Annotated in this window: 10 protein-coding genes; 8 read left to right on the forward strand and 2 right to left on the reverse strand. The window is 57.7% G+C overall.

The genetic code is table 11. The features are described from left to right. Nucleotides 1–22: 22 nt before the first annotated feature. Nucleotides 23–1,057, reverse strand: coding sequence for a type IV pilus twitching motility protein PilT (locus tag COA55_RS08945; RefSeq protein ID WP_063518985.1), 1,035 nt, complete (start codon nucleotides 1,055–1,057; stop codon nucleotides 23–25). A 137-nt stretch (nucleotides 1,058–1,194) separates the two neighbouring features. Between COA55_RS08945 and COA55_RS08950 the strand changes: the two genes are divergently transcribed. The 6 genes from COA55_RS08950 (at nucleotide 1,195) to COA55_RS08975 (ending at nucleotide 7,175) form a co-directional block, all read left to right on the forward strand. Continuing rightward, nucleotides 1,195–1,884, forward strand: coding sequence for a YggS family pyridoxal phosphate-dependent enzyme (locus tag COA55_RS08950; protein ID WP_290501630.1), 690 nt, complete (start codon nucleotides 1,195–1,197; stop codon nucleotides 1,882–1,884). 19 nt (nucleotides 1,885–1,903) lie between these two features. Then, nucleotides 1,904–2,713 carry a pyrroline-5-carboxylate reductase gene (gene proC / locus COA55_RS08955; protein WP_290501632.1) on the forward strand — a complete coding sequence of 270 codons (810 nt, stop codon included), beginning with the start codon at nucleotides 1,904–1,906 and terminating at the stop codon, nucleotides 2,711–2,713. Nucleotides 2,714–2,895: 182 nt separating this feature from the next. Next, a complete protein-coding gene (locus COA55_RS08960; RefSeq protein WP_063537726.1) occupies nucleotides 2,896–3,444 on the forward strand; it encodes a YggT family protein in 549 nt (182 codons plus the stop codon). Nucleotides 3,445–3,626: 182 nt separating this feature from the next. Next, the gene (locus COA55_RS08965; protein ID WP_290501635.1) at nucleotides 3,627–5,090 is read left to right on the forward strand and encodes a diguanylate cyclase; all 1,464 of its coding nucleotides are present in this window, start codon (nucleotides 3,627–3,629) and stop codon (nucleotides 5,088–5,090) included. Between the two features lie 136 nt (nucleotides 5,091–5,226). Next, nucleotides 5,227–5,664, forward strand: a complete 438-nt coding sequence (locus COA55_RS08970; protein WP_290501637.1) for a PaaI family thioesterase — start codon at nucleotides 5,227–5,229, stop codon at nucleotides 5,662–5,664. Nucleotides 5,665–6,038: 374 nt separating this feature from the next. Beyond that, nucleotides 6,039–7,175 carry a hypothetical protein gene (locus COA55_RS08975; protein ID WP_290501639.1) on the forward strand — a complete coding sequence of 379 codons (1,137 nt, stop codon included), beginning with the start codon at nucleotides 6,039–6,041 and terminating at the stop codon, nucleotides 7,173–7,175. A 57-nt stretch (nucleotides 7,176–7,232) separates the two neighbouring features. On the opposite strand, the gene COA55_RS08980 is transcribed toward COA55_RS08975, so the two are convergent. Further along, a complete protein-coding gene (locus COA55_RS08980) occupies nucleotides 7,233–9,326 on the reverse strand; it encodes an ATP-binding protein (protein WP_290501641.1) in 2,094 nt (697 codons plus the stop codon). A gap of 176 nt (nucleotides 9,327–9,502) precedes the next feature. Here COA55_RS08980 and COA55_RS08985 point away from each other — a divergent pair, with 176 nt between their 5' ends. Next, on the forward strand, nucleotides 9,503–10,147 hold the full coding sequence (locus tag COA55_RS08985; protein WP_082872546.1) for a response regulator transcription factor: 645 nt from the start codon (nucleotides 9,503–9,505) through the stop codon (nucleotides 10,145–10,147). A 113-nt stretch (nucleotides 10,148–10,260) separates the two neighbouring features. Beyond that, entirely contained in the window at nucleotides 10,261–12,795 is a 2,535-nt protein-coding gene (locus COA55_RS08990; RefSeq protein ID WP_290501644.1) for a hypothetical protein, read from the forward strand. Nucleotides 12,796–12,945: the final 150 nt, after the last annotated feature.

Below are 12,945 nucleotides of genomic sequence, written 5' to 3' on the forward strand. Positions count from 1 at the left end.
CACCGGTGCCGTGCGTTCGGGGTTAGATTGAGTCCGGGCTCTTGGCTTTTTCGCGGGCCACGTCACGGGCGATCAGGCCTTTCTGCACCAGCCCTTGCAGGCACTGATCGAGAGTCTGCATGCCCAGGGCGCCGCCGGTCTGGATGGCAGAGTACATCTGCGCCACCTTGTCTTCACGGATCAGGTTCCGGATGGCCGGAGTGCCCATCATGATTTCGTGGGCTGCCACCCGGCCGCCGCCGTTTTTCTTCAGCAGCGTTTGCGATACCACCGCCTGCAAGGATTCCGACAGCATCGAGCGAATCATGGATTTTTCTTCCGCGGGGAATACGTCGATGACCCGGTCAATGGTCTTGGCCGCAGAGGTGGTGTGCAGGGTGCCGAACACCAGGTGGCCGGTTTCTGCCGCCGTCAACGCCAGGCGGATGGTTTCCAGATCCCGCAGCTCACCCACCAGGATGATGTCCGGATCTTCCCGCAGGGCCGAGCGCAGCGCTTCGGAGAAACCCAGAGTGTCGCGGTGCACTTCCCGCTGGTTGACCAGGCACTTTTTCGATTCGTGCACGAATTCGATGGGATCTTCGATGGTGAGGATGTGCTCGTAGCGGGAATCGTTGATGTAATCGATCATCGCCGCCAGGGTGGTGGACTTACCGGAACCGGTGGGCCCGGTGACCAGTACGATGCCCCGGGGCATTTCGGAGATCTTCTGGAACACCTTGCCCATGCCCAGGTCTTCCATGGTTAGCACTTTCGAGGGAATGGTCCGGAATACCGCACCGGCACCACGGTTGTGGTTAAAGGCGTTCACCCGGAAACGGGCCACGCCGGGCACCTCGAAGGAGAAATCGGTTTCGTAGAATTCCTCGAAATCCTTGCGCTGCTTGTCATTCATGATGTCATAGATCAATGAATGGACTTCCTTGTGCTCCATGGCCGGCAGGTTGATGCGGCGCACGTCGCCATCCACCCGGATCATCGGGGGCAGGCCGGCGGACAAGTGAAGGTCAGAGGCGCCGTTTTTGGCGCTGAAAGCGAGCAGCTCGGTAATATCCATGATTTATACTTGCGTTGTCAGGTATTGGAAAGGACGCCCATAAGCACCCTTTTGTTATTATGTAGGCAGCCGGATCTCGGCTTACTCAGAAATTCGTCGCATGCCTAAAGTAACCCGACCTCTTGAGCCGTTCAATAATGACTGACGTCAAATCACCACTGCTGCACATTGATAAGCAAATAAATGCATTATGCGCGCGCTCAGGCCGCGATCCGCACAGTGTGCAGCTTCTGGCGGTCAGCAAGACCCGCACCGCAGACGAACTGGCCCAACTGGCAGACCAGGGGCAGCGCCATTTCGGGGAAAACTACCTGCAGGAGGCATTGGACAAGATTGTTGCGCTGCAGGGGCGGGGGCTGGTGTGGCACTTCATCGGGCCGATTCAGTCCAACAAGACCCGTGATATTGCCGCCCACTTTGATTGGGTCCATTCAGTGGATCGCCTCAAGGTGGCTCGTCGCCTGAGCGAACAGCGCGGGCCGGATCTGCCACCGCTGAATGTGTGTATACAGGTGAATGTGGATGATGAGGCCAGCAAGAGCGGGGTGCCGCTGGCGGGCGTGGCCGAGCTGGCCGCTGCGGTGGAATCACTGCCCAACCTGCGTTTGCGGGGGCTGATGGCGATTCCCCGGGCGGACAATGATGACGGTAATCGTGCCGCCTTCCGACAGCTCGCCATGACACTGTCACAATTGCGCAATACAATGCCCGCCCTCGATACGCTCTCCATGGGTATGAGCGCGGACTATGCGGTGGCCATTGAAGAAGGGGCCACCCTGATCCGGCTGGGCACCGCCCTGTTCGGCCCGCGCCCGCCCAAGGCCTGACAACAAGGACTGCGCAGTTATGGCACAACAACTAATCGGATTTATCGGCGCCGGCAACATGGCAACCAGCCTGGCCGGTGGCATGGTGGCGAAAGGAATTCGCCCGGCCCGTATCTGGATGAGCGATCCCTCCAAAGAGCGCCTGGACGAAGTCGCCCAGCTGCACCGGGTGCACGTGAGCACGGAAAACCGCGACGTGGCCAGTCGCGTCGACGTGCTGGTGCTGGCGGTAAAGCCGCAGATGATGGAGCAGGTGTGCACCGATCTGCGCGACCTGATTGCTGAGCGTCAGCCGCTGGTGATCTCCATCGCGGCCGGCGTCACCGTAGGCAACCTGCGCAACTGGTTGGGTAGCACCCCGATTGTGCGTTGCATGCCCAATACGCCTTCACTGGTCCAGGCAGGGGCCACTGGCCTGTATGCCGCCGATGACGTGAGCGATGCACAAAAAGCCATGGCCAGGGAGATCCTGGGCTCCGTGGGCATTGCTTTCTGGTTCGACGAAGAGAAAGAACTGGATGCGGTCACCGCGGTGTCCGGTTCCGGCCCGGCCTACTTCTTCCTGCTGATGGAATCGTTGATCGAAGCGGCCAAGGCCCAGGGGCTGGATGCGGGGACCGCCCGGCAGATGGTGCTGCAAACCGCCTGGGGCGCCGCTCAGCTGGCCATTACCAGCGAAGTGGGCCCGGATGTACTGCGCCAGCAGGTCACCAGCCCCGGTGGCACCACCGCTGCCGCGCTGAATGTGTTCGAAGAAGCGGGTTTCCGCGAACAGGTGCAGGCGGCCGTCGCCGCTGCCCGGGAGCGGTCCGAAGAGCTGGCGGGGTAAAAGGCGAGTAACGAGTTTCGAGTTGCGAGAAGTGAACCCCGAAGGTGGTCTTGATTTTCGCAACTCGTCACTCGCTTCTCGTTACTGTTTTTTGTCCACCCTTTGAAATTTGCCCCCTTTGCCCCAAACTCTGTCCCAGCTTCTGGCTAAACGCCGGTCAAGACATCGCAACGGAGTGATCCATGAACCCGCAGGGTGCCCTGGTTTTTTTGCTGGATTTTGCCTTCAGCGCTTACATTTTCATCGTACTGACCCGCTTCGTGCTGCAACTGGCCCGGGCGGATTTTTATAATCCGATCTCCCAGTTTGTGCTCAAGGCCACCAATCCGCTGCTCAAGCCTCTACGCCGGATCATTCCTGGTTACGGTGGGCTGGATGTGGCGTCCCTGGTGCTGGTGGTGGTGCTGATCATGCTCAAGGCGGTGCTGATCCTCGGCATCCAGGTGGGCGGCTTTCCGTCGGGTATTGGCGGGCAACTGGTGATCTACAGCCTGCAGGAGCTGGCCAGCCTGATCCTCAACTATGTGTTCTGGGCGGTGCTGATTCGGGTGATTCTCAGCTGGGTAGCGCCGGATCCGTATAACCCGGTGGTCCGGGTGATTGTGCAGGTCACCGAGCCGATCATGGCGCCGGTTCGCAAGATGCTGCCGCCCATGGGCGGGTTCGATCTGAGCCCGCTGATTGTGCTGCTGGGCATTCAGCTATTACAGATCCTCTTCAGGCTGCATTAACGCAGCGGCAGACAGGAAAAAGGCGCCACACGGCGCCTTTTTCTGTTTCAGCGGCATGAAAAGCGTCAGGCTGCCATAGTGCAAATCAGTGCAAGCGTTTTTACTTGCGCTGCGCCTTTGGTTACAACGTAGCAATAACAGCGGCGCATTGATGCGTTGTGGATCTATCGCGGGGAAGAGAGATGGAAGACCGTGCAGATTTCAGTCTGATCGGCCTGAGAGAGTTACACCAGCTGTCACTGCTGCCTGGCGGTGATTTTGCGCAACTGTATGCCGCGTACCTGGACGTGGGGTGCCGTCTGCTGGGCCTCTCCATTGGCATTGTCAGCCGCATTGAAGACGGTGACTACGAAGTGCTCGCGGTGCAGCCCGGCGACGGGGGTATCAGTACCGGGGATCATTTCCCGCTGGGTGATACCTACTGTTCCACCGTGGTCAGCAAACAGGGGTCGGTGGCGTTGCACCATGTGGGCGAACTGGCAGAGATGCGCTCGCATCCGGTGTATGTGGGCATGCAGCTGGAATCCTACATGGCCGTGCCGCTTTATGTGCAGGGCGAGATTTTTGGCACCCTCAATTTCAGCGATCCGGCACCCCGGAACGAGCCCTTCAGCATCGAAGAAATGGAGTTTCTGGAGTTGATGGGCAAATCCCTCGGTCAGGCGCTGGAGCAGGACTACCTGAATCAGCAGCGGCAATTGGCCGTTAACAAGATGGAAGAGAACATGGCCCTGTTCGAGGGCGCGTTCCGGCACGCGGCCATTGGCATGGCCATCGTCTCCCCGCAAGGGGGCTGGATGCGGGTGAACCCGGCACTGTGCAACATTCTGGGCTATGACGAACAGACCTTGCTGGACAGTGACTTTCAGACCATTACCCACCCGGATGACCTGGAAAAGGACCTGCACCAGGTGCAGGCGCTGTTGGCAGGAAAGCGCAACAGTTACTGGATGAAGAAACGGTATTTTCACCAGGATGGGCATATTGTCTGGGTCTTGCTGGCAGTGTCCATTGTGCGTAACGCGGATGGCACGCCCCGGTATTTTCTCTCCCAGATTGAGGATGTGTCCGCCCAGGTCACCGCCGAACGGGCGTTGCGACAGAAGCAGGACGAACTGCAGCAGCTCAACCAGGAACTGGCGGACATGGCACGCACCGACCCGCTTACCGGGCTGCATAACCGGCTGGTGCTGCTGGAAAGCCTGCGCCAGGAATTCCGCCGTTGTGAACGCAGCCGTGAGCCGATTTCCGTGGTGTTCATGGATGTGGATTACTTCAAGCACTACAACGATACCTACGGCCACATGGAAGGAGATGTAGCGCTACAGGCCGTGGCGGCGGCGCTGCGTCCGATGATCCGGGATACCGATGTGCTGGCGCGTTATGGGGGTGAAGAGTTCGTCGCCTTGTTACCCACCGCTAATGTGCAGGCGGCAGAGGGTGTGGCGGAGCGCTGCCGCCGTGCGGTGGCGGGCATTACCACCCTGAACAAGGAGGTGAGCCTGAGTGTTGGCGTGGCCACATTCATGCCCTGCGGAAACGCCACCGCCGGCGCAGACCCGGAGGCGCTATTGAGTGTGGCGGATCAGGCTTTGTATGCGGCCAAGGAGGCTGGCCGCAACCGCGTGCGCACGGCTTTGCTCTGAATCGCAGTAAATCTGGATTGTTGAGCGTGTTTCCCGGGGCGCTCAGGGGGCTCGGCTATAAGGGGCATTGCATTAAAGTTGTAAGTTCCAAATAGGAACCTATAATGCCGGCAACGCCATTACCCTGAGAATGACCATGAACCCTGCTACCATGACCGGCCTGGAAATCATGCAGGCTTTCGCTGCCGGCAAGATTCCCCGTGCTCCTATTGCTGAAACCATCCCCATGGACCCGGATACCGTGGAAGAAGGCCGTGTGGTCTTTATCGCGACCCCGGACAAACGTCACACCAACCCGCTGGGCGGAGTGCACGGCGGGTTCGCTGCCACCGTGCTCGATTCCGTCACTGGCTGTGCCACCCATACGGTGCTGGCTGCCGGCGAGAGCTACGGCACCACGGACCTGAACATCAAGATGTGCCGGCCGCTGACCTTCGACAAGGCCTACCGGGCGGAAGGGAAAGTGATTAACCGGGGGCGCAGCCTGGTGATCTCGGAAGGGCGCATCGTCGATGACGAAGGCAAACTCTACGCCCACGCCACCTGTACTTGCATGATTATCGCGCCGCGATAAGCGTGAGGCGGGGCATTGGCCCTGCCGCGATTAAAAACGGTTGTTCTTCTGTGCCCCCCTGTTCAGGGGGGTCACGCCCCTCCCACAGCACCGTAGGATGTGACTGATTTCTCATAACTGGGAAGTTGGTCATGGCAAGGGATGTGTTGGTCGTGCACCTGGCCGGCAAGGATGCCAGTTCTGCTCTCTGCGGAAGTTGCCCGCCATAGTTACCCTCCCGAAACGCCAGGCTCTTTTTTGGCCAGCTTTTCCAAGCGAGAACGCTTAATGCCGTTGTCAGGAACGGATGCACGCCAGCTGGCTGGATTGCCCATGCTCGTGTTTTGCATCTTTGTTTGGGCAACAGAAAAGATCAAAATCCATAGGGAAAAACAATGAAAAAGACATCAGGGAGCAAGGTGGTTCCGGCAATGGCGCTAGCCGCGCTGGTATCGGGTTGTGCCACAACCGGTAGCGAGGCGCCGGCGTATGATGCCAATGGCTCTGCCGCGAGCCAGGCAGGCACCTTTATCGCGGCGGAGAATGAAAAGTACATGAAGGGCGTCGAAAAAATCGGGGTGCTATCATGCAACGTGATGTTTGGTGTCAATAGTGCGGCGTCTGCTTCTACCAGTGGAGGTTTCCGTTCGGATGCCATGCGTGCCACTGGTACAACCCGTCGCTCGGATGTGAAGGTGACGGTGACCTACGCTGCCAAGGGCGTCGATGAGACAGAAATGCAGCGTCTTGCCAATCAAGCCTGTGATAACGCAGAGCAGCAACTGGGTGATGCCGGATTTCAGGTAGTTCCCCACCAAATCCTGAAGGCGAATTCTCACTACCAGGCAATGCATGCTGAAGGCCGGGAAAGCCCCTTCGAATACAAGGGGGCAGGCGGCACCCGTTATCTGGTCATGGGCCGCGAGGGAGAAACCATTTCTGACCCTCGCTATATCGGTACGGCAAGCGGCTTTGGACAAGCCTTCAAGGCCGCAGCGGGCAGTTCGGCCCAGCAACATGAAGGGCGCTTGATCAAGGATCTTGGGCTGACCGGTGTAAACATCAACATTCTGATTGATTTCGCCAAACTCGAGTCAGATGGGCACAAAAGTTTTGCCGGCTTGGCCAGCAAGGATTCCGCCAAGGTGGATGCCACCGTTCAGCTGACGGCGCGGGGGGATGTTCGTTTCCAGCCGGTTGCACAACAAAAATGCTGGAGCCGTTTTGGCAAGGAAGAGTGCATGATCAAGACAAACCATATGCCGGTATTCAGCACCAGCAATGCGTTGGCGACGCCTAACCCGTTCTATAGCAGCATTGAAGATGTCACCACCACAAGCGACAAAGTCACCTCCGGTATCAGCAAGGGGTTGGGTCTGTTGAGCGCGATGAGCGGCACCTCCAATTCAACGGCCAGGGATATTACCCGCTACCAGGTTAATCTGATTCCTGCTTCCTATGACGCAGAAACACAGAGTTTGTCGCAAGGGCTGGTCGGCATGGTTGCCGTGAAAGCGGCAGCCTCTCGCTGATCTTGGGGGGAAGAAATAACGGGCCGCATTACGGCCCGTTATTTTGCGACGGTCGTATTATGCCATGGTGCTGGAAAGCGGAACCTCCAGCGTCACTTGCCAGCGATCATCGGACTTGCTGTATTGGCACCACCCGCCCAGCTTGCGTGCCCGGCCATCCATGATATCCAGGCCCCGGACGGTCCCCTCGGGGGGCTCAGCGAGCAGTCCGTCATTCTCAACCACCAGCGTCAGGGTAGAGCCTGGGCTATCCACGGTGACAGACAGAACGGTGGTTGAGGCATGCTTGAGTGCATTTGTCACTGCTTCGCGCAGAATGCGTGTCAGCTCACTGAACTCGCTGGCACCAAGGACAGTGGCGTTGGGTCGGGCCTGCCATACCAGTTGGGCACCGTGGTCTTCACAGCGCTGCTGGGTTTCTTCATGCCATTGAAGTATGGCCGCTTCCAGGGAGAGTGATTCGCCCTCCATGTCTTTAAGAAGATCACGCAAGTCATGAATAGCTTCGCGCACCAGCGGCTTGGTAGTGTCGGAGGAGCGATGCAACAACTGCAACAGCTTTGCGCCCAGATCATCATGCATATCCCGGCGTATCCGCAGTCGTTCCTCTTTGGCTCCTTTGGCATGGGCAATCCTGGCTTGGGTGACCAGCTGATGCAGAGACAATACAAGGCCGGCAATATGGATGTCCTGTCGATTGAAGATGCGGCCACCCTGTTGGGCGTGCTGCAGCTTCCAGGTGCGTTGCTCCAGGGGAGCTGGAACGATCAGGGTTTGCCCTTTGTCAGGGATGCTGATGTGTGCATTGACTGTAGCAAGCGCTTCTATGGAAAGGGGTTGGAATACCGCTCTCAGTGCTTGCTCCATGCCGGATTCGGTTTGGGTTTCCTGTTGGGCTAGCATGGCGGGCAGCGCCTGGGCCAGCCATTCATCCAGCTCCTGGCGCTGGCGGAGAAACATTCTTCTCCACAGATACTGGCGTAGAGGAAAGTAAAGCCAGCCAATAAAGGCTACGGACAGGGTCAGCGTGACCGGCCCGGACAGGCTGAGCATCATGGCCAGCAACAGATCCGTGAGCATGATAAAGAGGCCGCCCAGCAACCAGGACCATAACGAAAACCACCACGGTTCGAGTGCGAAAAGCCGATGCCTTACCACGCCCAGTGCCATGCCCAGATACATCAGCAGGAAGGTCGTGAAAAGCAGCCCCTGTGACGCTGGTTGCGCGATCTGAAGCATCGCAGGAAGGATCATGCCGCCGGCAAAAAAAGCGGTACCCGCAACAATGGAAATGACGACCCAACGTAATGCGGAGCGGTCACCCGGTTGCTGTCTTGTCTGCCGCCACTGCCAGATTGACCCCAGCAGTCCTGCCAGAAAGATTGCCATTACCCAGGAATGGAAACCGTCAACAGGGCTGGCCACCTGTTGAGTTTGATCGATGACAATGGCTACGCAAAATGCCAGATAAAACCCTGTGGTGAGCCAACGTGAAGGGAACCGGCGCGGGTAGTTCCACAAGAAGGCGGCGAGAGAGGCAGAAAACAACAAGGCGCCTAGATGGTTAAGCCCTGAAAGCCAGGCGAACAACGTGCCGGAGATGAAGAAATCGCGAGTGCTGTAAATGGCGGCAGCCGAGGAAAAAAGCACATAACTCAGGCCTGTTACCGCAAATGAGGTAATGGCCACCTCGTGTTTTGCTGGTACCCAGACAAGAATGCAAATCACCATGCCAGCCAATCCGCAGACCAGCTGTAACCAGAAAAGGCCGGGGAGTTGGGTCAGGTGCCGTTGCTGTAACTGTACGGGATAAGTGTTGCCCGCATCATCCACCAGCATCAGCTGGCCATCGGAAAGCCATTGGGATAGCTCGCGGTGAGTTTCGAAAAACACATTGAGCTCGGTGTAGTGAGGCAGAACATCAGGCTCTTCCAGTAGCAGGAAGGGGGCGGCAGGACGTGAGGATCGGCCATTGCTGAACGCCGTGAGAAGAATCTCGCCCGTGCCAGGAATATCCGCGACAAGCTGCTCGGCCTTCTGTTGGAAGGTGATGTCACTAGTGGGCAGGGTGAGTGCCGTTGCGATAGCCATCAGGCCATACAGTGCCACCAGAAAAAGCCCGGTAATAATTCGTGTTTTCAGCGAAAGCATGCATGTTCCCTATGTGCAATGACATTACCTCACCCCCGTTTTTCGGGGGTTGATCCATGGGGTTGCCACCGATTACTACTACGGTGATTAGAACAATCTGTTTTTGGACGATTGAAGAATATATTATTTGCGTGATTCGGTTCACATTTTTATTTTCGCGGATTTGGAGTGCAAGCATGGATGCAATCAGGCAGGTATTGATTGTGGAAGATCTGCCTGATGTGGCTCAGTGGCTGCACGGACAGGTGGCCAGCCTGCTGTCGCCGACACAGATAGACCAGGCGGGAACGCTGGCGCAAGCCCGGGATAAAATCGATGCGCACGCCTATGATCTGGCGTTGATTGATCTGGGCTTGCCCGATGGGAATGGTGTTGGACTGATTCGACCCTTCAAGGAAGCCAATCGCCAGGCGATGTGTGTGGTCACCACCATCTTTGATGATGCCGAGCATCTTTTTGGTTCCTTGCGGTCCGGGGCGGATGGATACTTGTTGAAAGATGATACCGAGGCCGAATTCAGTAATCAGTTGTCCGGCATCCTTGCTGGTCGCCCTCCGTTGTCAGCCTCCATTGCCCGGTGCGTACTTGAGCAGTTTCATCCCGTCTTTGGCGAAAAGGAAGCGACCCTGACCGGGAGAGAAAAGGATATGCTGACCTTGATCGCTAAGGGATTGAGCGTGAAGCATGCAGCTCAGAAACTGGGTATTTCCCATTATACGGCGGCCGGTTACATGAAAGACGTCTATGCCAAGCTGCAGGTCAATACCCGTGCGGAAGCGACCCTGAAAGCGATCCATATGGGGCTGGTAAATCCCTCCTGAACGAGCCCCCCGTGCTTACCGGTTTCCTCCCCCCTGTTTAGGGGGTGCTGAAATTTCCCCACCACTCCTATGCTGCCAGTATCCATTTTAATCAGGCAGCGTGGGGATCGGGTATGCAGCCAACAATAGGGAAGTTCGTGTTTCGTGCCGGACTGCTGGGGGTCATCCTGGCCGTGGCAGGTTGTGGCGGCGACAGCAGTCGCGATAGTTCGAGCGGTAATGGCGGAGGCGGCGGGCCGTCTGCGCCTGCCGCGTCAAGCCTTTCTGGTACTGCAGCCGTCGGTGCCGCCATCCAGACCGGCACCGTTACCGCAGAATGTGCCGATGGCAGTGGCTTCACGTCCACCGTTACCACCAATGCCGATGGGGTCTGGAGTGGCGACATCACCAGCACTGCCTTGCCGTGTGTGTTGACGGTAACCGGCGGCACGCCCTCGGTAACCTTGCGCAGCTATGCCAGCCAGGCAGGAACGATCAATATCACCCCGATCACCGACATGGTGCTGGCCCTCGCTACCGGCCTTGCCGACGGCAGCTGGAGTGCGACCCCGGCCAACTGGCCCGATGCCAGCACCATTGCCAGCAAGAAAACCGAGCTGCTTACGGCCATGACCAATGCCGGTTTTACCCTGCCCGGCGGCGACCCGTTCAGCACCGCGCTGGCGGTTGGCGATGCCTGGGACCAGGTGCTGGATGCGATCCAGGAAGCCATTGATGACGACCCCTCTATCGCTGATTACAACGCACTGCTGAATCTGGTGAAAGACGGCAACCTGAACCAGTTCCCGGACGCGCCGGAAGACGAAGAACCGGTTGACCCGGAATTACCCGCGAACCTCAACGTACTCACGAATTACGCCGGTACTTACACGGTGATCGGTAACGGCGAGGGTGACCCGGGTTACTGCGCGAGTTGTGGAAGTGCCACCCGTAACCATGCCCGTGGCACCGTTATCATTTCGGCACAGGGTGATATCGATTTTGACACCGACATCGGTTTTACCGTTGCCGACATTGTTGAAATTTATGACCGCACCAATGTGGCCACCGACCGTCGTGTCGCGGTGAATTATGGCCAGTCTGATAGCGACGAGCGCGTACGGGTGTATCTCAACGCAGACCTGGAGGTCATGGAAATCATTCATGATGACGGGGCTGGTGTAACCACGCGTGCCCTGATTCAGGAAGACAGCACAGACCCGGAACCAGAGCCCGGTGCGGAGTTGCTGGAGATGCGCAATGGTGTCGCAGTTGTGCACGATGGCAAGGTCTGGGCCCTGGAGCAACCGTTTATCGAATCGTTCATGGCCACCACGGCCAAGCGCCAGATTCGTGCCCATAACTATGACAGTGATTACAACACCATTAATACGACGCCGTTTAATGGCGATGATCTGGCCTGGGCTCAGGTGAACGTGGCCCACGGCAATCTGGGTACTCAGCTGTGTGGCCAGAGTACGGGTGTCTCCCTGCTGACGGTAGACTACGCTGCCAGCCCAGTGGTGCAGAAAACCTGGACGGCTACAGAGTGCGAGTTGTACGTGGATTACCACTTCAGCAACGGCGCCACGGAAGGCCGCATCATCAGCGCCACGCTAAGCAACGACAAGGATGATGAACAAATCACCCTGAGCGGTGGCCAGTTCCGTATTTTCATTCACACTGGCACAGAGGGTGAGGCGCCGGCGCTGGCAGATGAAATCCGTTGGGACATGACCATTGATAGCGGTACTCGCGAAATGCGCTCTGGCCATTTTCTGGGTGGCAGGCCATTGCTGGATGGCTCACATCCTGACCACACGCTGAAATTCGAGATCCAGGCCGGCAGCAACAACAACCCCGCGGCAGGCGAATACAGCTGCGAGGATGGTGACACGGAAGTGACTCTGAAGATGGGGTGGGTGACGGTCAGTGACCCGCTGTTCAAGTTCCAGAGTGCCAACGGGGGCAGTTGTACGGTTACCGTCGAACAGAATGCTGGCCGTAAATATGTGGGCACGTATACGGCTACCTTGATGGGGCCGAGTAATGGGGGCGGTGCCGCCTTTGGCTCAGGGTTGGGGACAGGCGATATTGAATTGCCCGCTGCCGAGCGAACCCTGGTCGTGCATGGCAAGTTCCGTAACTTCACCACGCAGACCTTCCATGCTGACAACGGCGGTGATGAAGGCGCCCTGGGTGAGGAAACCCAGGGGATTTCCATGACCATTGATGATGGCAACACGCATTTCACCCAGGGGGAGCGCTTTCAGCTGGCCTCGGAGTATTCCTCCAACGGCAGTAACGGTTACTTCTCCAAGGTGTTAAGTGATCTGGAATCGCCCAATAACCTGATGCGGATGGTGTGGTCCAATATTCCCATGCAGGTCGGCAGCTTTACCTGCAACACGGATGTGGGTGGCCTGAAACCGACCATGTCACTGTCAACGCCGGCCGACATTCCCTACAGCGCGACCTACACCCAGTCAGGCACACAAAACCTGTCTGAAGGCGCCTCCTGTACCATCAATGTGACCAGCGTAAGCGATGGCGTGGTAGAAGGGACTTATATCGCAACCCTGGTGGCGAGGAATATGGGGCCGGTCCTGCCCAACAATGATGACGCCATTTCCTTGTCTGGCGAGTTCCGTTATCCCTACACACCCTGATAACGGGATAGACAAGCAATAAGACGCCATACAATGAAACGCCGGGCAATGAGGTTGCCCGGCGTCTTTGATGGTGGGGGTTGGCTTTTTTGTGGTTCATTGCGGGTTTCCGGGAAAAGCTCAATTTAATCCCCTCCCGTGCTGTAAGAG

Origin of the sequence: Alcanivorax sp. (assembly GCF_002733835.1) — a bacterium.
Lineage (GTDB): Bacteria > Pseudomonadota > Gammaproteobacteria > Pseudomonadales > Alcanivoracaceae > Alcanivorax.

Excerpts from the sequence above, each read along its gene's own strand:
- COA55_RS08945 (WP_063518985.1), bottom strand. The coding sequence starts at position 1,057 with ATGGATATTACCGAGCTGCTCGCTTTCAGCGCCAAAAACGGCGCCTCT.
- COA55_RS08950 (WP_290501630.1), top strand. The coding sequence starts at position 1,195 with ATGACTGACGTCAAATCACCACTGCTGCACATTGATAAGCAAATAAAT.
- proC (WP_290501632.1), top strand. The coding sequence starts at position 1,904 with ATGGCACAACAACTAATCGGATTTATCGGCGCCGGCAACATGGCAACC.
- COA55_RS08960 (WP_063537726.1), top strand. The coding sequence starts at position 2,896 with ATGAACCCGCAGGGTGCCCTGGTTTTTTTGCTGGATTTTGCCTTCAGC.
- COA55_RS08965 (WP_290501635.1), top strand. The coding sequence starts at position 3,627 with ATGGAAGACCGTGCAGATTTCAGTCTGATCGGCCTGAGAGAGTTACAC.
- COA55_RS08970 (WP_290501637.1), top strand. The coding sequence starts at position 5,227 with ATGAACCCTGCTACCATGACCGGCCTGGAAATCATGCAGGCTTTCGCT.
- COA55_RS08975 (WP_290501639.1), top strand. The coding sequence starts at position 6,039 with ATGAAAAAGACATCAGGGAGCAAGGTGGTTCCGGCAATGGCGCTAGCC.
- COA55_RS08980 (WP_290501641.1), bottom strand. The coding sequence starts at position 9,326 with ATGCTTTCGCTGAAAACACGAATTATTACCGGGCTTTTTCTGGTGGCA.
- COA55_RS08985 (WP_082872546.1), top strand. The coding sequence starts at position 9,503 with ATGGATGCAATCAGGCAGGTATTGATTGTGGAAGATCTGCCTGATGTG.
- COA55_RS08990 (WP_290501644.1), top strand. The coding sequence starts at position 10,261 with ATGCAGCCAACAATAGGGAAGTTCGTGTTTCGTGCCGGACTGCTGGGG.